Origin of the sequence: Brucella pituitosa (assembly GCF_965577835.1) — a bacterium.
GTDB lineage: Bacteria > Pseudomonadota > Alphaproteobacteria > Rhizobiales > Rhizobiaceae > Brucella > Brucella pituitosa.
The window spans coordinates 1326718-1347293 of the sequence record NZ_OZ264093.1 but is presented as its reverse complement, the minus strand read 5'-3'; the positions used below and the strand labels follow the sequence as shown (position 1 = coordinate 1347293).

Sequence of the window (20576 nt, the reverse complement as noted above, 5' to 3'; positions counted from 1 at the left end):
ATCGAATAAAGCTGAGGAAATAGCCGTCAGCGTTAAGCAGCGGTATTCGCTCGGTCGTTCTTGTCATGGTAGAGTAAATTGAATTTTCTACCATTCGTGGAAAACTTACGAGGGGCCGATGTCTAAAGCCGACATGATTGATGATTTTCCACTCTCCGACCCGCGCAGCTTTGGGTTTCATGCAGCCAAGTTGGGCGTCGGCCTGGGTGATATTGCTTTCCCCGGCTTCGGGTATCTTTTGCAGTTGGGCGTGGATAAGCTAGCTGGTGACCCCTTACAGGAACGTAGGGTTAGGTGGCTTGTTTCTGTAGGCGAAGGATTACGTGAACTTCAGGGCCGCTTTGAAGGTTTTGATCCTTCTGCCTTGAATGAAAATGAAGAATTTCTCAGTGCTGTTTATGACGCTACTGAAGCATCCATGAAGACCCACAAAGAGTTCAAACGGGAAGCGCTTAAAAACACTGTACTTAATGCAGCGGTCAATTTCACGATAGACGATGCATTACGCGGACGTTTCATGTCCTGCATAGACCACTTCACAGAGAAACACGTCCGTATCCTTAACGTCCTACACGATCCGAGCAAATTTCCAGCATGTGTCGATATGGCATCAAGAATGATGGGCGCTCAAATGCACATAATTCGTGCAGAAATACCCGACAGTGAGATTGATGAGACTGTTTTCAGTATAATTATAAATGACCTTTCGAGAGAGGGAATGATCGAAGGCAGCTTGAACACTATGGTGTCGGGAAGCTCATTACTGGCGAAACGCTCAACACCTGTAGGAGATGCGTTCTTGCGTTTTATACGCGCACCGGAGCCTATCTAAAAACCCCGTAACCGGCTCTTTTAAGAAATGTCAGGTAATACGATAGGTGACGGGCATAATAGATGAAGCGGCACGAATTTACGATTGACTAACAGGGGCAAATAGCATCCCCATCGTCATGGGGAAAATTGCACATCGGGCGGATGAATTGGGAAAGCGTAGCATTACAGATGAGGAGATAGGCTTTATTAAAGCTATGCTTCTCAGGGGAATGAAGAATAGAGACATTCAGTTTTATTTTAACCGTCAAGACAGGCCCGTAAACTCCGGTCGGATTACACAGATCAAAGGGAGTAGTTACGGACCGGAAGTCGCCACGGCTACGGAAGAAGCACTGAATTGCTTTCTTTCAAATTTTGAAGCTGCTCAGATAGGTGCAGTCGTCGAAACAGTAGGTGCCGTCCGTGAGCTAACTCTTGGTGAACGAGCTAAGGCTCTATTTGTAAAGACAGCGCAAGGTTGGTCATTAAGCAGTCATGAAACAGAACGTGTCGAATGCAAAGAAAGTTTTTGTCTTAAGCCTGAAGGTCGTTTCGCCGATCCTCTCAGGTCAATAGCGGGTTTGGCCAACAATGATGGCGGTATGCTATTGTTTGGTATTAAAGAGCTTCAGGACGGTACACTTCACGTTAAAGGACTGAGCGATAACGCTTTCACCCAAACCGACCCTTCTGAGTTAAATCGGTGTCTTGCCGGAAGTCTGCATCCTGTACCCGTTTTCAGTACATGCACTATTGAGTTTGACGGCCTGAAAGTAGGCGTTATAGGCGTCGAGAAGCACCCCCATCCCCCTGTTATGGCAATCAAGAATGTTAATAGTGAGGTCCGAGAAGGTGCTGTTTATTTTCGGTACGTAGGTGAAACTAGGGCGATAAAACCCGGCGAGCTTCAACAGATCATTGCTTATCGCGAACAAAAAGCTGTTGCCGAGTTTTCTCGACGGATAACGGGAATTGCTACAGGGGCGATTGCCACCCTCGACCTTAACAGCGGTAAGGTTGAAGGACGTGATAGTAGTTTCGTCATCGATGAGGCACTTCTTCCTAAAATTCAGTTTTTGAGATCAGGGGAGTTTTCAGAAGAAAAGGGAGCGCCTTCCCTACGTTTAATTGGTGACGTTACAGCAGTCCAAGCTGTTAAGACCAATACAATTAGGGGCAATGTCACCGGTGAAGCGATGTTGCTTAACTTTTTGAACGACACGCCTGTCGCTGAACCGGTCCAATATGTCCTTCATTCAGCTCATTCCGCTAGAACATGGTTACCGATTTTTTATTATGTACGGATTTCCACTATGCCACTTGATCGTATAGTGGGGCTTCTAGCTGCGGAAAAGGCAACTTACCCCAAGAGCCGTAACATTGCAGCTAAACGTGTGCAAAGCGGGGGGCCTAGTGCTTACAGGCCAGCTGTTGGACGAGGTAAGCAGTTACTTTCGTCTGTTCTTGACGGGCAAGTGGTTCTACCTACGACTGTCGAAGAGCTGGCTCCGATATTGTCCGCAATCCAAGCAATACCGAGCGACGTTGGGAAGCTGGACTTTCGACTGCTAAAGAATATATTATTAACAGCTTATACACTAACTGATACCAGTCAGGCGGTACGAAGTAGCGTATACAGGGCCTCTTGCCGTGTTGATGAGCTAGAGTTTGCTGCTTCCTTTCCACCCGAATGTTCACTACAAAAATCTGAGCGGCCAATCTGAGATAGATGATTAGCGCAGTACCCCCGTGTACCCCTTCGATAATCCTAATCGTAGGTCATTGAGCGGCCTTACGTACGCACATGCGCGTTTCCCATGGCGTTCGGTAGGTTAAGAGCCAGACAAGGCAGAACGACTGTCCTGAGGTGTCTGTGGCGGGGGGGGCGGGGTAAATAGCCTGCCCAGTGGCAGCACGTCAGCACTTAATCGGGCCTACAGTAGCAGTGGCGAACCTTTCTTCTGTGCATTCCAAGAGTGAAGCATCCCGACTGTCGCCTTAATAGTCCAACAGGGCTTGATCGTGCTGGACTGGACCAAATGCCGTCCCGATAGTCCAATTAGAATAGGTATTGATTTTATGGACTACCTGTCCGATAAGTCTATAACGCTATTTGGACTTAAGGGAACTCTCGGATGAACTCGACACACACCACTACGGCTTCCTACAGGGGACAGCTTGTCGGCTATGCACGTACCTCGACCACAGACCAGAAGGCAGGGCTAGCAGCTCAGGAGCGTGACCTACACGCGGCAGGATGCGACCGCATATTCAGTGAACAGACATCAGCCAAGAAGGCTGAGCGGCCTGAACTTCAACGTGCCCTTGATCATTTGCGAGAAGGTGACACGTTCATTGTCACTAAGCTGGACCGTCTGGCGCGTTCTGTTGCTGACTTGGTGGATATTACGTCTAAGCTGAACAGCAAGGGCGTGGCGCTCCGTATTCTTGCGATGAACCTCGATACAGCGACACCCACGGGTAAGCTTATGCTGAACCTATTGGGTTCCATTGCGGAGTTCGAGCGTGAACTTATGCTGGAGCGTCAGCGTGAAGGCATTGCAGCAGCTAAGGCAGAAGGCAAATACAAAGGTCGTGTCCCAACAGCACAGCGTCAAGCTGACGAAATTATCCGGCTGAAGGATGAAGGGAAGACCGTGGCTGAGATTATGGCAAAGACCGGGGCAGGACGATCAAGCGTATTCAGTATTCTTAAGGAGGCCGGAAAGACGGCTGAACGTGGTGGCTGAGGGGGCGTTTTGAGGATGACTGGAGATTGAGGCTAAGCCCTGAGCAAGAAAGACTACTGAGGTTTGCCACCGAATAGGGGCAACAGAAGCAGTAACCAACTCGAATAGCCTCCACAGTAGCAGCCACCGTCTCGACTTCCAACTCTGAGTGTTCTCCTGTCCATTCTCAGCCGTTTGACCAGTTCAGACAGCACAAGGGCGAATAGGGTGAACAGGAGCAATACCTCAACCAAGGCAATTAGGTTGCACAGGAGCAGGATAAGCGAAAAAGTCCTCAGTTACCGAAAGTAACCATAATAGGTTACGCAGTGGCAGCACCTCGTCCGAATACCCACTCCAATAGCAGTATGCTTACGTACCGCTGTAACTGATAAGACGATTGGCTCCCTGTAGGTGGAACTACAAGAATGGCCTGCACAGCAGCCGCCATGTCTGAACACCTGCTCCAGTGGCAGTATGCGTCATTTCGACAATAGCCCTTACAGTAGCAGCAATCAGCCGATTGAAGCCAGAAACCATCAGCAATGCTGGGACGTATGGCCGCTAATCGGTGTCCGTAGGACAAAACGCGATACGCCAGTCAGACACCTCAACACCGACTTAAACAACATCCTCAGACAACAAAGGAATAACCATGAGTGAACCTCAGGGAACGCGGCTGCTTGCCATACGGCTAGACAGCGTGGTCCTCAATCCATCGACCCAGATCAGAGAGAAGAGCATTAATCCCGAGGTTGTTAAAAATTATCGGGAGGCCATGCGTCAGGAAACCCAGTTCCCTCCAATCACGGTCGTTCCTGTTGACCCCACAGACGACGGCAGGGGCTTCATCTTGATCGACGGCTGGCACAGGTTCAGGGCCATGCAGGAACTCGGGATCGATTACACAGACGCCAATGTCATTATTGAAGCGGACCCGAACAGATACCAATGGCTCGCCGCTCAGGGCAACCGTACCCACGGGCTAAGCCTGACACGCAAGGACAAGCGAAGAGTGTTCAGAGCGTACGTGAAGGCGGGTGAACACCGAACAGGAAAGATTGGCAAGGCAAAAGTTAAGTCGGCAAGACAAATGGCGAAGGAACTCCAAGGGATCGTCAGTCACCGTCGATTGCCAGATTGGATGCAGCAGGACTTCCCTAGCGTGTACAAACTCATGAGTGAACCCGATGCCACCAATGAGGAACCTGAGCAGCCATTTGGGAAAGCCCAGAGAGAGAAAGCACGGGCTAGGGAAATTATGATCCACGCAGGAGAGGTGAAATCAGCATTTTATTCGCTCACGAACATGGAACTTAGGAGCCAAATTAGGCAGCGCTACAGTTTCCTTCAGTTGGAAAGGCTAGAGCGCCCCGAGAGTGCCGTCCAAAAGGACTACGACAACGACGAGTTCTAACAAATTCAATAGGTTAGATAACGTGGTGTGAAATTTCACATCTCCGGGGGGCCAGTGGGTCCCCGAACCACCTGTCCAGCAAGGGGGCAGCGCCAAATTACCCCAAAACAAACAGCATGAAACAGAAAGAGAATTGAAGCATGTACATGAGAAACCAAACACTCCTTCCAGCTATGCCCGAACGAAATTTCCAGATGACGGCTAAGGAGCGCAGGGAGGAAGTCTGGCGGCTTATTCGCTTAGGCCTCGGTAGCCAGGACGATCAAGCACGGGCGACAGGCTTCACCGTGTCCCGCGTATGTGATTATCGCAGACTGTGGAAGTTCATCTTAAGAGAACACCCAGCGATTGTCGACAGTGTGACATGCGAGGAAGCCCTGAGCCTAGCCAAAGAGCAAGGCATTAAGACCAAGCGATAAAATAGAAGAACAGATAACTAATTGGAAAGAATGACAAACACCGAAACCGCTCTGAATGTTACGACACATGCCACCACAATCTACACTGACGGTTCTTCCCTATCGAACCCGGGTCCGGGTGGCTGGTCTGCTATAATCCTCCGCGACAATAGCGAACCTCAGGAAATCTCAGGCGGCACCAATGAGGAAACGACAAATAACCGCATGGAAATGACGGCGGCAATTGAGGCGCTTAAGGCCGTTTCACCAATCGTCTTCCGCGTGACCATCATTAGCGACAGCGAGTATGTCATCAAGGGCATGAGCCAATGGCTTCAAGGGTGGAAGACGAAAGGGTGGAAGTCTTCAAATAAGAAGCCAGTGAAAAATCAGGACCTTTGGGAAGAGTTGGACAAACTCAATTCGTCGCTGATCAGGTGGTCGTGGGTCAAAGGCCATGCAAGGAATGAGTGGAATGAACGGGCAGACGTGGTGGCGAACACAGCAGCGCAAAAGGCGGCAGACTTGATTGCACGGCAGATCAACTAGCCAAGAATACGCGCTATACGCCTCAGAGGTTCTCTTGCAACGACATTCTTGCTTCCCGTGGCGTTTGTGGGCCTCCTTGCAGTTAGAGCGACGCCCACAACAAGTTTTCTAGTTTTATTACCAATTGCCCGAGCAGAAACGTTAATATCCTTATAATCTGAAGGCGGTTATCATACGACTGATCTGGACATGCCACGTGCGGGCCGCGAGCATCACTGGTTTTCAGCCATAAACGCTGCTCTTCTATGAGGGCTTTGCGGCGTTCGTTCTAGCCGTAACTTCGCCGGTAAAATCCCGTATCTATGTGCATTGCCCTTCAAAAGCGCATATGAGGTATTGATCAGAAGTAATGTTGTTTGGATTTGATGTGTGAATTTATCCCTATAATATAGAATTGATAAAATAATAATGAGAGTAAAAATTTGAACGTCACCAAATAGGCGCTTGTATTGATGCCGATAGCACTTTATGCAATATTCGATCTATAGCAGATATTAATTGTTGAACATCTTTTATATTTCTTCTTACGTCAATATAAGTAAGTTGTGGTGGGTTTGAATGGGCAAGCGCAGTTCTAACGGAGTTGAAGCTCTCTAACCGAAATTCGGCATCTGCTTTTATCCTAGCTGATACTAAATCAAAAATGTTATCTATACCGAGTCGCGAGAAGATCACTTTCATATTCTTAGGTGATGGATACTTTTTTTCAGCAAATACCACACCGCCGTCAAAGGTCATGGGTATTTGTCCGCTGCCTTGTAGGAATGGCCAAAGGTCAGCATCTCGTTCGATGGTTCTTAAGAAGCGACCTTCGTCACCAGTATATGCTAGGGTCGAGAAATGCTGGGTTAAGCGGCTTTTCGCGACCGCTACTCTAGTACGCATGGGTATAGCGTTACTTTGCGCGTGGTTCATTGTGCGTATCTTGAATGCCCACGCCTCAAACACTGCTTTTATGTATTCCTCGATAGCTGCGCTAGTCTGCAGGATTGAGCACTGAAAGGCTAAGTCTCGCACTCCATGCGGCACGTGTTTCTTAGTCGCTAAACGTGAATTTCGTATCAGCTGTTCTGTGCGCGTATTAAAGCTATTTCGGTGAATGCTAATTCGATATCGCAAGTTTAAAACCTGTTAAATAATTGAATTGCGCGAGATATACGAGTATTTACGGATGCCTCATCACTAGTTGCTCTTTGTACGCTCTGCGCAAATGCAGGGTCGGTCATGAGGTCAACAAAGCCTTGTTGAACGCTGTTTCTATCTGCTAAGCGCCCCCGAAGTCTGGCACTATTAGTCTCAGCCATCCCGATCATTTGTGCATCATATATAGCCGAATTAAAATTGCCCGCCGTAGTTAAGTTGGGCTTAATTATTTTGAATGCGTTTTTTCCAAAATAATAATCCACGAGATTCAAGTTATCTAAGAATTCTGAAGTCCATTCATCAAGTTCATTTTCACTAATTGAACGGTAAGTCGTCGTAAATGTATCTAGAAATCCAGACAGCGGTTTTGAATATATTTCCCTAGAATGCCTGAATGCGAAAAACCTGAGTATTAGCTCAGCGCCTTTCATCCTCTTGTCCGATTTGATGCCGCTGAGCTTTTTCCATGTTTCATTCTTTACGAGCTCGTCCACACGCTTCATTAATGATCCGTGGTTTACACCATGCCGTAACTCCTGACCGTTAAGCTTTACGGAGCCGGTATTCAACCTCTCAAATACATCGAATTTGATTTGAGGATGTGTATCCTTCAGGATTGTAATGCAGCGTATAGTTCTATTATTAATGTGATCTCGAAATCTCGGGTCGAGTTGACTCCAAGTATAGCCAATTAACTCAGGGTATGTGGTGAGGCCCTGTAATTCAAAACCGTCGTTCAGAAATAGTTTTATTGACATAAGCCTTTGATTTCCGTCAATAACTATAAGGTTATTGTTGGGAGACTGACTGAAATATACCACTGGTATTGGGCATTGAATTATAAGGCTCTCTATAAGCCTTGAAGCCTGTGTTCGCGTCCATACGTAGCCTCTTTGGAACTCTGGAATTTCTATTTTTCCGGTTGCCATCAGTTGGTGCAGGGAGCCGACTGTGAGATCGGCTGTCTCCGTATGTAGGCGTCTCTGCTCGGGAGGAATATTTCTTAATTCAGCGTCGTCTTCTTGCGCCGCTGCAACTGGGAAAAGCTTATCTGCTAGCGCTTGTATCTTCGTTGTCATTTACTATTCCGCCACTGCTGGGCACACACGTCCCATTCTATCATAGTCTGTATTTGAGTATTATTTACAAACTGGAAATCTACGCTACGATACAACACCCGTTTTCTTAATTGCAACCATCTAATGAAGATTAGAACCTCATTCCTAAAGCTATTTGCAGCTTTGGGTTTTTCATCCTGAGAATGTTTTGCGGAACTTATTCAAACATCGCAGGAAACACCTCCGTGCCGATCGCCGAAGCATTTGGAGTTGAAGATCAGTAACTAAAGACACTGCAACGTTCATCTGCAGATTTTCGATAGCCATCAGCCTGAGCCTATACTTCGAACACTGTCACCAAGACGAACAAGAACCTTTCGGCTTCCTATCTCAAGGGGCAGGACAAGGAGTTTATTGACGGCTTCTTTGCAACGCGGGAAGCGTTAGGTCGGGACGATACAGCCGCTTTTATCACTCGCCTATGCGGTCACCAATCCGTCTCCTCAGGCAAGAAGCAGGGACTTTGCGGCACGTCACGACATAACGAACGCTTTGAATGCGTTCAGGGATAGCAAATGGTTCAGCCTGAGTAATCCTAGCATGGAGAACTCAGGCATGGTTGAAGACCATCTTTGGGATTTGTCAAAGAAGTATGCCGCTGCTGGTCTTAGTGGTCAGGACGCGGTTGCTGCTGCAAAGTCGGCAATTGAGAAGTTTGCAATCCATCATAACGGCACCCTTATTGATGTCAGTTCAATCAACACCCGTGCTGAAATGCCAAGTGATTTGAAGGGGCTGTAAAGGCTCAGGTTGCGGCGTTCCTTGAGGACAGCAAGGGGAAGGCTTACGATGCATCTCAGGTTACGATCTATAAGACCGGCGACAAGGATGGTCGTTTCTATCTGGTCGATAAAGACACCATGTTCCCCGTGACTGACGACAACGGGGCAATGCATTTCTTCACGCTCAGCAATCTCAGGGCGTGGGATAACGCAAACCGTCAAATGCTCGAGAAGGCGAATGCATCGTACAACGCATTTAACCAGAGCGTGAACGCCAAGGGTCTGTTTCAGGCGCTCGATAAAGACGGCTCCACTGTCTGGATCAACACGGATAGGGAAATCTGGCACAACACTGCTGAGGAAGGCCAGACGCCAAACTGGAAGAAGACCGGGAAACGTTACAGCAGGACCACTGCAATCAGCCCTAGCGGCTTACCTGTCTTCAAACGCCCTGAGCGCATGAACCAGAAACTCAAGGCTGCTTCAACTTGGTATCAGCGTGTGGTCGTGGGTGCAAAGATCACGGCATCTGCTGTTGCGGACAAGTATGCCGACGAGATGCAGAACGATGCAAGTTACAGCGATATTGCTAAGGAGACAGGAGGCCGGATTGCAGAACCCGTTAAGGCAGCAACAGACGCCACAATTGGCAGCGCAGGGCGTACAGCAGCGGAAATGATCAACGGCGCTCAGGACGTTATCTCAGTCGGGAAGAAAGCTGAGGACGCGATTAATGAAAGGAACCGGGGCCGTTAAGTGCGGATAAGGGGATGATAAAGTTGGCCTCAGGGGAAACTCTGGGGCCGGTTATCTGCATACTCACCAATGACCACGAACTTCAAGCTCGCGTTGGCCTTTTGCCAATTCGATTTCAAAGTTATCGTTCCAGCCTTCGGGAACCTCTAAAACGAAATCAAACTTAAGAGTACCTGATGTCGCATCTCCCGTGCCTATTGTTCGGAGAAATGCAGGAAGTTCAGGGAACCTCTTCAACATATGAAGAGGAGCGCTTGCTATTACTTCAGCAGCACCCGCAAAGCCGTCAGGAACCCGCGCGAACATAACTTCCTCCGCAGTGTTAACGATATGGCGCACTAGGCCACCATATAGTCTACACACATGAATTATCTCATCCACATCGCCGGGAACACCGCTTTCGCCCCATGAGCTTTGAAATTCTGCAAGCAAACCATGCGTTGCTCTTGAGACTGCCAACAGATCATCGACTTTAGTCAATATCCAAGGCGTGAAATTGTCCCCAGATATGAGGGTCTTAGGGCGAATAACTATGCCTTTTTCTAAATCCGCCCCATGCCTTAAGATCGGGCCACAATAGAAATCAATTAATTCGGCAGTTAATATATATTCCCAGTAATCTGGTTTATCTCGAATAATTGCTTGAATGAATTGTGGAAACTCTCGGTAGACCTCAGTCTGCTGAATTTCAGCTTTCTTTTTCAACCGATCGCCATCGGTGCCTAACTCCTTCAATATTTTCTCCTCATGTGCATCCTTCCAGATAAATAATAAACTGTCTGAGAAGCCCCCGGGGTCTTTATCAATCTTCCCGTGGCAGTTTCGGCAAAGCCAGATCGCGTTAGAAATGGATGCCCTTCCGAGATCGGTCATCTCAGGTCGATAGCGCCGTTCACTTGGCCTCGCACCATAAATATGAGCCGCTTCTCCAATCTTAAGAGACTTTTCTTCAGTTGTGTGGGGACCTACTGTCAGAATATCGCAGTCAGGATTACTACAGCGATAAGCCGCTCGTGCAGCCAAAACATCAATTGTTGATTTAGTAAAATCTGGAGCCGCCAACGTGTTTTAAACCCTTTATCATTTTTATGCGTTGAGAGATCAACGATCTTATTTTATATACGCAGAGCAGTACACAAAATTGCATGGACAAAGTACACACAACAATTTTAACCTACTGGTAGATATACATCTAAGGTATTGAAAATAAAGGGTTAAACTGCCCTTGGCTAACGGTTTGATTTCCACAAATCTCTCCGGCCCGGGGAGCCACTTACTTCTTGTAAGTATTTGGAGACATTACGTTTCTCCATCGACTCGAAACATTTCTAGTTTCATTTTTCAACGTGTCATTGAGAACTGTCTTTATTTGTTGTCATTGAATGACGATTGCGAATCGGTGTTTTATTTTGCTTCTTTGCCTAGAAAGCAATCTCGAACAGAGTTTATTTTATAGAATCGTAGCTTGTTTCATCAATCATGGAACCGGATTGCACCCGTCGCAGTTATATCTCTATCTATGCAGGAGAGAAATATGCTGACCGCAGATGCGATGTGGCTTTTTGACGTTCAGGTCACCGTTCACCGTACTTCCGATTCATTTTCTGGTTTTTCGTAACCACTGACGAGTGCTCTGCCTTCAATCATATCTGCGTGTTGAAAACACAACGTGATGACGCCGTATCCTGTTCTTCGACTATCCTGCCTAATATCGCCAAGTCTCATGAATGGAGAAAGATATGAAGCTTTCTGTGATTTCGCTGGCCGCTGCGATGGCTATATTTTCATTTGGCGCGAATGCAGCGCCTGTTTCGATGCCAGAGCCTATCAATCAGAGCGGTTTGACGCATAAAGTCGATTATCGGTGTGGACCGGGTCGTGTAACTGACCGTCGCGGACGTTGCGTGCGTGTGCGTCGTGATGCACCGCCGCCGTCACCTCGCTGGCATCGCGATCGCCCATCCCGTGATTGGAGAGGTGACCGCCATCACAGGTCTGATAGGCATTACCGTGATCGGGGCAATGGCTACTTCATTCCCAAAAAACGCGAATCTCACAACTAGAGCGCCGGGCGCCCTATTGGGCGCGCAAAGGTCGCTCTAACACTTTAAAATTAGAGCATAGTTTTACCTTAAACTGATCCAAGTTTAAGGAATTATGCTCTAGAATTATCCAGCCCGTCAAATCTACAATATTGCCCTGTCAGCTCAACAGCCGTCAGGTTTTTTGCACGCCCTTGACTTGGCGATACATCGCTACATTATCAAGCTAAGATCAATTGGGTGGACGCTATGAAAAGATCTCTTCTTGCTGCCATTATTGCTTTTTCCGCTTCGCCGGTTTTTGCGGATAAACTCTATGACAAGTGTATTGACCAGTCTGACGGAACCAATACTGCGTGGGGACAGTGTGGTGGTGACTGGCTAAAGCGCGCCGACGGTAAGCTGAATGCGACCTGGAAGAAAATCTATGGTCAGGCTGACGGGCAAACCAAAACCGATCTGCTGGCTGAACAACGTTTATGGAACAGCTATAAAGAATCGTCCTGCAATTTCTATGCAAATGGCGATTGGGGAAGGGAAGGCCAAATACTGCATTATCCTAGCTGCAGAGCGAGCGTGATCGAAGCTCGCACAAAGCAATTACAGGAGTATATCTCATTCACTGCTGGTCAGTAGGGCTGCCCCGCAAACGTTAGGAGAGGTCTAGACAACCCTGCCTGTGTTTTGGTGTTCGACGTGGAAGCTGTCCGAAAGGACGGCTTGGATAGGGCTTGAGATTGGCTGGTTCCTGCCAAGCATTGATTGGCGGTATCTGCAGTTTTGATCCTTGTTGATGCAAATAAAGACCTGCCGTCAAATAAGCATCTTCCAGAGCCCCATGGCGAACTCCTACACGCGATAAACCGATTCTGGAAAGACAATGGTCCAGCTTGGCAGATTCACCTCTCCAGAGCCGTCTGGCGCCATCCATCGTGCAATAGACCGGCTGACTGAGCATCTGGACTTCGGCCTTGCGGAATTCCCGTTGAATATAACGCATATCAAATTCAGCGTTGTGCGCCACCAGTTCGTCTGCCCAGCCGAGCCACTGCCGCAATGAGCTTGCCAGATCGGCAAACAGATCCTGATAGCGCGTCATCCAGTTGTCAAATCCATGAACCGCTTCAGCTTGCGGTGAACTGTCTTTTCTTGGATCGAAAATCAAATAGAGCGACTGCTTAAGCAGTTCGTCACCTTCAATTTTCACCGCGCCAAGCGTGATAATGCGATCATACGGTAATAGTCCCGTCGTTTCAGTGTCGAAAACAATGATCTTTTTCTTACGTGTGTGGACTGCGGGCGTGAAAATATCTGTCATGCTATGCCTTGTTCATGCTTTGCCGAAATAAGCATATTTCCTGAACAAGTTGAAGGTTTGCAAAATTGGGAGAGCGACGAAAAGACCAGCTTAAATGTGACACCAATAGCGGTATATGGTCGAGCTGAAAAATTCAGGCAATTAGCTACCCATAAATTTCGGACGCAAATACAATCATGGAAGCCGCGTTGTCCATTCAAGAACCGAGCTTTCTGCCTCAGGCTTTCGAAGCTTCCGAGTTGCACAGCTCCCCACGTTTTGGTGATTGTCTTACATCTGCCGCAAGAGAACTTCTGGCCATTACAGGTCGCTTGCCGCGCGAAGTGCGCTATCTTTCCGACATGCAGAAATGGTTGCTCAGCCAGGCCACGTTTGCTGTGCATTTCGAACACGTGACCAATCCGAACAATCCACCGATCTCGCCGACGAACCTGCTCAATTTCCTCAAAGGCACACCTATTGCCAGCAAAAATACGACGCTGGCATTTCTGCAGGAAACTCGCCACTACAAATTGCTTGAGGCCATCCCGACCGCGGATCGACGGCAGCAAGTATTTCGTGCGAGGCGGGAGACAGAAGGTCTTATTCATTTATGGCTGAGGACGCATCTTGCTGCGTTGGACTTGATGGATGGTGGCAATCGCGCTCGACTTATCGATGCAAACCCCGATTTGTTGCGCTACACCCAACCGCTTATGACTCGCGAGGTTCTGCACAACAGCGATTGGTGCAGACCTGTGGCGAGCATCGCAAATTTTACGCGCGCAGAATCTGGAAATAATATCCTGCACGATGTTGCGTCACGCGCGCCCTGGGAGTTTTCCGGTGATCGGATATGGATCGGGCAGGTAACCTCAAATGGCATATCAAGTCGATACCGCATGTCACAAAGCAACACAGCACGGATTCTCGCTCGTGCTCGTGACGCTGGCCTTATGGGCTGGGAGCGCCCCGGCAATCGTGGCGACTGCTGGCTATCTGCCACTCTGGTTAACGATTATCGCTATTGGCAGGCGCTCAAATTCGCAGCTATTTCCAAAGCTATGCGCAGCGCCGTCATAACAATGGGTATTGGCATCTGAAATAAACCAAACAAAAAAGCGGCCAGACTTTAAAGTCCAGCCGCTATTCCCCGCCCAAAAGTAAGCCTATTCCTCAATGGTATAGGTGCTGAGTTCGCAGAGATCCTGCGTGTCTGTCGTGGTGTCGAGATCATCACTATCCTGAAACTCGAAACGCATGTCGTATTTGCACACGCGACGACCGTCAGCGATCGTGATTTCGATCGTTTCACCCGGATTTAGGACTTGCTGCCCAAAAACATCACCTTCCCATTCATTGACGCCAACTGGAGAAGTATAAAAGTGCGTCAGAACAGAATTCGTACCGTTCTTTAGATTGAATACCAGATCATCTGCTTTTGCGACGCCGACAAACATCAGCAATGCAGCCGAAATGGCACCTGCTATCTTTATTCTTTTCATAATTATTACCCACCCGCTCAACATCGAGCCAAAAAATATTAGTTAGAAATATTTAAGCCGTAAATAGCTGTGATCGTTCAGGAATAACCCTTTTTTGGGCGTAATTTTCTTTCGAGAACTGCCAACAAAATTCTTAAATCTCATTCCATTTGCGTTGATACCTGCAGGACATGAGCGAAACCTCTTTGGCATGACCGTTATATCTTGGCGTCTGATTGAACCAAATCGCTGTAGCTGCGTTGTTTAGCTGTCGTTAACCATAATGGAGGCTGACATGCTGCTATATTCAAAAATTGAAACAGGCATTGCCGCTGCATTTCTGATTCTCGTACCGTTTGTGCTTTTTCTGGTATGAATAGTATGAAGCGCGCATTCCAAGGGCGACATTGAAGGCCGTTAGCTTTGAATGTCGCCCAATCCTCTTTCTGATCACATTGATTTTATTTAATGTTTGGATCCTAATTCATTCATCTCGCGTTCACTCCAACGAGTGATACATTCGTATCAACACAAAAGGAGTGTCCCATGATTAAGAAAGCCGTTCTCGCCGCTATTGCCCTTTCGTTTGTTGGCGCGCCACTTGCACAGGCTCAGGATTATCATCAGCCGCGCAAGCCGGGATACAATCGGGTAGAACCTGCTCGTCCATCGCATGGCAAGGAATTCCAGCGCCATGATCGTCGGGATCAGGGACACAAGCGTTGGTCGCGCGGTGAACGCTACAACAACTGGCAGCGCCATCAGGAAATTCGCGATTACAAACGCTATGGCCTTCGCAAGCCCGGCCGTGGCCAGCATTGGGTAAAGGTCGATAATCAATATCTGCTGGTAACCGCTGCAACCGGCCTTATCGCAGGTATTCTTGCAGCGCGATAAAACGAAAAATCTCAGAGTTTAGAAACAATGAAGGCGGCATTAGCCGCCTTTTTTCATTTGAGTATGTAAACAAGGAAGCAAGCCCAGCCACTGCAAAGCCATGAGACGAACGCTGCGCATGGCTTGCCGAACTACGTGCGAGTCTGCAATGTAGACTTATTGGAAACGTTACCCGTGCCACGTGAAGACAGGAGCGGCGCGTTACAGCGATTCAAGTTGGTGCTAGATCGTTGGGACCGTTTCGCACTTTTGCTGGAAATGCTTTAAGCGGAGAAACTATATGAGCGGCTTTCTGGCCCTTCTGGATGATGTCGCAGCGATCGCCAAGATTGCCGCTGCATCAGTGGACGACATATCCGCGAACGCCGCGAAAGCTGGCAGCAAGACCATTGGTGTGTTGATTGACGATGCTGCCGTCACACCCAACTATGTGGTTGGTATAACCGCCGCACGTGAATTGCCGATGATCGGCAAAATTGCGATGGGAAGTCTCCGAAATAAAGCGCTGCTTATTCCTGTTCTTCTTGCACTCGATTATTTTCTGCCGATAGCAATTACCGCACTATTGATGATTGGTGGTGCTTATCTGTGCTTCGAAGGAGCCGAAAAGGTCTGGCACAAACTTTTTCCGAATGAAGAGCACCATGAAAATGGAGCGCAAGAGGATAAAGACCCAACTGCACTTGAAGAAAAACGCGTCGCAGGTGCTATTAAAACCGATCTCATTCTTTCCGCAGAAATCATGACACTGGCCCTTTCGATGATTGAAACCAACTCAATCTGGATCGAGCTTGCCACGCTTATAGTCGTCGGCATCATGATTACGGTACTGGTTTATGGCGTTGTAGCAGTTATCGTAAAGTTAGATGATTTCGGCGTGTTGATGGCGCGAAAGGGGCGTCTTTCGGCTACACGGGCATTAGGACGCTTTACGGTTCGCGCGGTTCCTAAGTTGCTGTTAGTGCTTACAATCATCGGCACTGCTGCAATGCTCTGGGTTGGAGGAAATATTTTTATCCATGGGTTGCACGGATTGGGTGTTCACCAGCCCTTTGCATGGATTACGGAAACCGCCGCCGACCTTGCAACCTATGTGTCAACTGGCCTTGCCAGCACAGCAAACTGGTTTGCAACTGCCTTCGCAGATGGTGTGTTCGGTTTTGTGCTTGGTTCGCTGATTGTGATTTTCATGGCCAAAATTGCAGAACCACTTTGGAATGCCACGACGGGCAAAGCCTGAACCAAAGCAAAGAGCGAGGGAAAACCCTCGCTCATTTACCTGATGGGTGTCAGATCATGCCGCCATTGGCGCGTAAAACTTGGCCGTTAATCCAACGTCCATCGTCGCCGACCAGAAATGCGACTGCTGCAGCGATATCTTCAGGTGTTCCAAGCCTTTCCAGCGGGTTCATTTTCGCCATCCGCTCAATCAATTCATCGGATTTGCCATTCAGGAACAAATCTGTTGCCGTTGGTCCGGGAGCGACCGCATTGACAGTGATGTCGCGGCCACGCAGTTCTTTCGCAAGAATTGCAGTCAATGTTTCAACGGCGGCCTTCGTTGCGGCATAAACACCATAATTTTCAAGCTTCAGTCCCACTACGCTCGTCGAGAAATTGACAATGCGTCCACCGTCACGCAAGCGTTGGGATGCTTCCCGCATTGTGTAAATACTACCTTTGAGATTAATCGAAATCTGGCTATCGATGACTGAATCGTCGCCATCCTTCACAGAAGCAAGTTTCATAATACCTGCGTTGTTGACCAGCACATCGATACCACCAAAGGCAGATTCAGCGCTTTCGAACATGCGTTTCACAGCTGCTGCATCGCTTACATCGGCCTGATGTGTCACCGCTTGCCCGCCGGACTGGATAATCTCGGCCGCCAATTCTTCGGCCGCATTTTTACTGCCTGCATAATTGACGATAACGGTGAAACCATCCGTTGCCAATCGACGCGCGATAGCAGCGCCTATACCACGTGATGCACCTGTAACGATTGCAACCCTGTCATTGTTGGCTGGCATGAACTTAGCTTTCCTTTGGCGCGCCTTTCAAAGAAGTTTGAGAGGCGACACGCATTAAAATAAATGGCGAGCGTCGATCGATAGCGGTGCGCGCTCTATTCGAGACAAACATAACGCTTCTATAAAGCCGGATAATCATGCATAATTCAGCATCACTATCCGAAAATAGCGAATAATATTATGGACCGATTTGATGCTATGCGGGTTTTTACCCGAGTTGCGGAACGCCGTAGTTTCACGCTTGCTGCGGAAGATTTGGGGCTGCCACGGTCGACTGTTACGGATGCGGTGAAGCAGCTGGAGAAACGTCTTGGTGTCTGCCTTCTTCAACGCACCACCCGCCATGTCAGCCCAACGCTTGACGGTGAAGCCTATTATCGGCGCTGCTTATCTATTCTCAAAGAACTGGAGGACGCAGAAGGCGCTTTTGCCGGACACAAGCCTAAAGGAACATTGCGCATCGATGTGCATGGCACGCTTGCCCGTCATTTTCTGCTGCCAGCGCTGCCACGATTCTTCGAAGCTTACCCCGGAATTGAAATCCACATGAGCGAAGGCGACCGTTTCGTCGATCTCGTCCGCGAGGGTATTGATTGCGTACTGAGAGCCGGAACATTACAGGATAGCGACATGATTGCTCGCCGTGTCGCCTTGCTGAAAGAGATAACGCTCGCCTCTCCGGCCTATCTGGAACGCCACGGCACGCCCACACATCCGGATAATTTGGCCCACAGTCATTGTATGGTCGGATTTCATTCAACATCAACCGGCGGATTGCTGCCTTTAGAATTTACCGTCGCGGGCAGGGTGGTTGAAGTCGGCTTACCTGCACCCATGTCAGTCAATGCGGCTGAGAGTTATGTATCGGCTGCTTGTCTCGGTCTGGGGCTGATCCAGGTGCCGATCTATCACGCCATAAAGCTGATGGAGTCCGGCGAATTGGTTGAAGTGCTTGCGGATTTCCCTCCAAAGCCAACACCTATTTCCCTGCTTTACAGGCGTGAGCGCCAGCTTTCGCCACGTGTGCGAGTTTTCATGGACTGGCTGCAACAAGAGTTCAAAGAAGCGCAAACGTCCAACACGGAACTTGCATTCTTGTAGTCTTGGGATATGTCAGTGCGCGGGGGTCTTTTTCAAACATGGTGTGTTTGCAATCTTTCAGGCGAAACATGCGGTACGCAGCAATGCGGATCGGATTGAACGCAATTGCCTTCTCAGGCCTGGATAAATTGTTTCCGTCTGCTGGCGGACGAGGCGTGGTCTTCACGCTGCATCACGTTGGCCCAAACCAGACTGGTAAATTTCAGCCCAATTCCATTTTGTCGGTTACTCCGGAGTTTCTCACTCAAACAATTCAAACGGTGCTTGAGTTTGGCCTAACGCCCGTTCACCTGCATGATTTGCCGACACTGCTTGCAGACAAATCCGATAATCAAAAGTTTGTGGCTTTCACATTCGACGATGGTTATCGAAATAACGCAGAGATTGCCGCCCCAATTTTCCGAAAATTTGGCATTCCCTATACCGTTTTTCCGACCACGGGCTTTATTGATCGAACACACACAATCTGGTGGGAAACGGCTGAAGCACTTTTAACGAATACGCCGCAAATCAGGTTCGATTTTGGTAGAGGGCTGGAGACAATACGGACTGAAACGGTTGCACAAAAATATGCAGCATTCGACCGATTGACTGCGTTTGTGCGTAACGGTCAAGAAGATGAAGCTGTCCGCCGCATCGACGAACTTGCAACGACGCAATGCGGTATTGATCCTCGTGCTATTGTTGACGAACTGGTCATGGACTATGTGCAGCTATGCGCCTTGGCCGCTGACCCACTCGTTCACATTGGCGGACACACAATCACGCATGTCAACCTTCGCCGAGTGAACAAAGAGCGTCTTGCTCAAGAAATAGACGGATCAACAGCTGCAATTGAGCGTTGTGTTGGCTATCGTCCCAAATCATTCTCATACCCTTACGGCTGGTCCTCGGCTGTTGGGGAGCGCGAGATAGAGATGACAGCAAAGGCCGGTTTCCAGGTGGCCGTAACGACCCAGCCGGCAGTGCTTCAGCGATCAGACGCTTTAAGACCCACCGCCATGAAACGTATTTCGCTCAATGGGAACTTTCAAAAACAGCTTTATGTCAAAGCCCTGATCTCAGGCCTTGCGTTCAAGTTTCTATAGGTTCGGCTCGGACTCGAGCAGTTCCATGCACAAAGCTTTGGCGGCAACGGAAATATCAGGATTGAACACCAGCCAATAGCCTTTCCTGCTTGTGAGCGTAACATCGCAAGCAGGAACAAGTTGCCCCCGTTTAATCGCACCGTCGATCAGTCCGGCCCATCCTAGCGCCACTCCCTGCTCAGCAATGGCAGCTTCAAGAACGAGATTATATGTGTTGAAAACCAACCCATAATTACCGTCGTCGATTTCCTCATCAATGGCATCAAGCCAAGTCTGCCACGTAAACCAGCGATCCCCTTGCAAGGTATCGAGATGCAAAAGTGCTGTTGAGCCCAAACCCTTTCCATTCGGAAACGGCCCGTGCCGCTCAAGAAAGCCGGGGGAACAGACCGGCACAACAGATTCCCCTACAAAAGCGATCGCGTCTTTTGGAAAATCCTCACGTGAGCCAAACAGAACGGCAATATCTGCCTCTCTGTGATCAAGAGGCTGCAACATGGACGACGCAGTGATACGAACATCCACCTCCGGATATTTCGGGCGAAATTTTGCAACACGCGGCATCAACCAGAAGGCAGCAAAGCCATAATCCGTGGCTATTCGAAGCCCCGGTGTTCGTTGCCTGCGCCTGATCTGCTGAATGGCCTCCTCGATTCCATCGAGGCCGAGACGCACTGCCTCATAAAGTATGCGCCCCTCGGGCAAGATTTCCACACCACGGGCACGTCTTGCGAAGAGTGACACGCCCAGCCGGTCTTCCATCCGCTTTATTTGATAGCTGACTGCTGGTTGCGTCATACCCAATTCACGCGCTGCAAGGGTCAGATTTTCCAACCGTCCGACCGCTTCAAAAACGCCAAGACTACCAATATCCCAGGACGAAGAAACCATAGAAAACCTTTATGTCTGCAATAAAAAATGAATGTCTTTTCCCTTATCCATAAAGATGTTTTCCTTGAAGGCAGAATGCAAGTCATAACGAAATTTGATTT

General features: G+C 48.7%; 21 protein-coding genes. 14 read left to right on the top strand and 7 right to left on the bottom strand.

What is annotated here, in order from left to right; genetic code table 11:
* Nucleotides 1–118 precede the first annotated feature (118 nt).
* The 5 genes from ACSME1_RS17555 (at nt 119) to rnhA (ending at nt 5906) form a co-directional block, all read left to right on the top strand.
* Nucleotides 119–832 (top strand): hypothetical protein, encoded by a 714-nt coding sequence (locus ACSME1_RS17555; protein ID WP_435655096.1) that lies wholly within the window; start codon nt 119–121, stop codon nt 830–832.
* A 118-nt stretch (nt 833–950) separates the two neighbouring features.
* Entirely contained in the window at nt 951–2537 is a 1587-nt protein-coding gene (locus ACSME1_RS17550; protein ID WP_435655095.1) for an AlbA family DNA-binding domain-containing protein, read from the top strand.
* A gap of 411 nt (nt 2538–2948) precedes the next feature.
* A complete protein-coding gene (locus ACSME1_RS17545) occupies nt 2949–3563 on the top strand; it encodes a recombinase family protein (RefSeq protein WP_435655094.1) in 615 nt (204 codons plus the stop codon).
* Nucleotides 3564–4197: 634 nt separating this feature from the next.
* On the top strand, nt 4198–4959 hold the full coding sequence (locus tag ACSME1_RS17540) for a ParB N-terminal domain-containing protein (RefSeq protein ID WP_435655093.1): 762 nt from the start codon (nt 4198–4200) through the stop codon (nt 4957–4959).
* A gap of 449 nt (nt 4960–5408) precedes the next feature.
* Nucleotides 5409–5906 carry a ribonuclease HI gene (gene rnhA, locus ACSME1_RS17535; RefSeq protein ID WP_435655092.1) on the top strand — a complete coding sequence of 166 codons (498 nt, stop codon included), beginning with the start codon at nt 5409–5411 and terminating at the stop codon, nt 5904–5906.
* Between the two features lie 429 nt (nt 5907–6335).
* On the opposite strand, the gene ACSME1_RS17530 is transcribed toward rnhA, so the two are convergent.
* On the bottom strand, nt 6336–6923 hold the full coding sequence (locus ACSME1_RS17530) for a HEPN domain-containing protein (protein ID WP_435655457.1): 588 nt from the start codon (nt 6921–6923) through the stop codon (nt 6336–6338).
* 104 nt (nt 6924–7027) lie between these two features.
* On the bottom strand, nt 7028–8128 hold the full coding sequence (locus tag ACSME1_RS17525; protein ID WP_435655091.1) for a GmrSD restriction endonuclease domain-containing protein: 1101 nt from the start codon (nt 8126–8128) through the stop codon (nt 7028–7030).
* Nucleotides 8129–8722: 594 nt separating this feature from the next.
* Here ACSME1_RS17525 and ACSME1_RS17520 point away from each other — a divergent pair.
* Nucleotides 8723–8908, top strand: a complete 186-nt coding sequence (locus ACSME1_RS17520; RefSeq protein ID WP_435655090.1) for a hypothetical protein — start codon at nt 8723–8725, stop codon at nt 8906–8908.
* Between the two features lie 128 nt (nt 8909–9036).
* Nucleotides 9037–9645, top strand: coding sequence for a hypothetical protein (locus tag ACSME1_RS17515; protein WP_435655089.1), 609 nt, complete (start codon nt 9037–9039; stop codon nt 9643–9645).
* A 63-nt stretch (nt 9646–9708) separates the two neighbouring features.
* Here the strand turns inward: ACSME1_RS17515 and ACSME1_RS17510 are convergent, their stop codons facing one another.
* Entirely contained in the window at nt 9709–10707 is a 999-nt protein-coding gene (locus tag ACSME1_RS17510) for a hypothetical protein (RefSeq protein ID WP_435655088.1), read from the bottom strand.
* Nucleotides 10708–11384: 677 nt separating this feature from the next.
* Between ACSME1_RS17510 and ACSME1_RS17505 the strand changes: the two genes are divergently transcribed.
* Together ACSME1_RS17505 and ACSME1_RS17500 are read left to right on the top strand one after the other, a co-directional pair.
* Nucleotides 11385–11708: a hypothetical protein gene (locus ACSME1_RS17505; RefSeq protein WP_424576853.1), complete on the top strand. Its 324-nt coding sequence runs from the start codon at nt 11385–11387 to the stop codon at nt 11706–11708.
* 228 nt (nt 11709–11936) lie between these two features.
* Nucleotides 11937–12323, top strand: coding sequence for a lysozyme inhibitor LprI family protein (locus tag ACSME1_RS17500; RefSeq protein ID WP_105706265.1), 387 nt, complete (start codon nt 11937–11939; stop codon nt 12321–12323).
* A 16-nt stretch (nt 12324–12339) separates the two neighbouring features.
* On the opposite strand, the gene ACSME1_RS17495 is transcribed toward ACSME1_RS17500, so the two are convergent.
* Nucleotides 12340–13005 (bottom strand): 3'-5' exonuclease, encoded by a 666-nt coding sequence (locus ACSME1_RS17495; protein ID WP_435655087.1) that lies wholly within the window; start codon nt 13003–13005, stop codon nt 12340–12342.
* A 188-nt stretch (nt 13006–13193) separates the two neighbouring features.
* Here ACSME1_RS17495 and ACSME1_RS17490 point away from each other — a divergent pair, with 188 nt between their 5' ends.
* Nucleotides 13194–14087: a hypothetical protein gene (locus tag ACSME1_RS17490; RefSeq protein WP_424576855.1), complete on the top strand. Its 894-nt coding sequence runs from the start codon at nt 13194–13196 to the stop codon at nt 14085–14087.
* Between the two features lie 66 nt (nt 14088–14153).
* Here the strand turns inward: ACSME1_RS17490 and ACSME1_RS17485 are convergent, their stop codons facing one another.
* The gene (locus ACSME1_RS17485; RefSeq protein WP_374844453.1) at nt 14154–14444 is read right to left on the bottom strand and encodes a hypothetical protein; all 291 of its coding nucleotides are present in this window, start codon (nt 14442–14444) and stop codon (nt 14154–14156) included.
* 570 nt (nt 14445–15014) lie between these two features.
* Between ACSME1_RS17485 and ACSME1_RS17480 the strand changes: the two genes are divergently transcribed.
* Entirely contained in the window at nt 15015–15365 is a 351-nt protein-coding gene (locus tag ACSME1_RS17480) for an RcnB family protein (protein ID WP_024896243.1), read from the top strand.
* Nucleotides 15366–15645: 280 nt separating this feature from the next.
* The gene (locus ACSME1_RS17475; protein ID WP_024896242.1) at nt 15646–16605 is read left to right on the top strand and encodes a DUF808 domain-containing protein; all 960 of its coding nucleotides are present in this window, start codon (nt 15646–15648) and stop codon (nt 16603–16605) included.
* Nucleotides 16606–16654: 49 nt separating this feature from the next.
* On the opposite strand, the gene ACSME1_RS17470 is transcribed toward ACSME1_RS17475, so the two are convergent.
* The gene (locus tag ACSME1_RS17470; RefSeq protein WP_111787136.1) at nt 16655–17395 is read right to left on the bottom strand and encodes an SDR family oxidoreductase; all 741 of its coding nucleotides are present in this window, start codon (nt 17393–17395) and stop codon (nt 16655–16657) included.
* A gap of 180 nt (nt 17396–17575) precedes the next feature.
* On the opposite strand from ACSME1_RS17470, the gene ACSME1_RS17465 reads away from it, so the two are divergent.
* Together ACSME1_RS17465 and ACSME1_RS17460 are read left to right on the top strand one after the other, a co-directional pair.
* A complete protein-coding gene (locus ACSME1_RS17465) occupies nt 17576–18496 on the top strand; it encodes a LysR family transcriptional regulator (RefSeq protein WP_435655086.1) in 921 nt (306 codons plus the stop codon).
* Nucleotides 18497–18579: 83 nt separating this feature from the next.
* Nucleotides 18580–19584: a polysaccharide deacetylase family protein gene (locus ACSME1_RS17460; RefSeq protein ID WP_424576858.1), complete on the top strand. Its 1005-nt coding sequence runs from the start codon at nt 18580–18582 to the stop codon at nt 19582–19584.
* Here ACSME1_RS17460 and ACSME1_RS17455 read toward each other — a convergent pair.
* On the bottom strand, nt 19579–20475 hold the full coding sequence (locus ACSME1_RS17455; RefSeq protein WP_100556998.1) for a LysR substrate-binding domain-containing protein: 897 nt from the start codon (nt 20473–20475) through the stop codon (nt 19579–19581). The two genes, ACSME1_RS17460 and ACSME1_RS17455, sit on opposite strands and share 6 nt — an antisense overlap.
* Nucleotides 20476–20576: the final 101 nt, after the last annotated feature.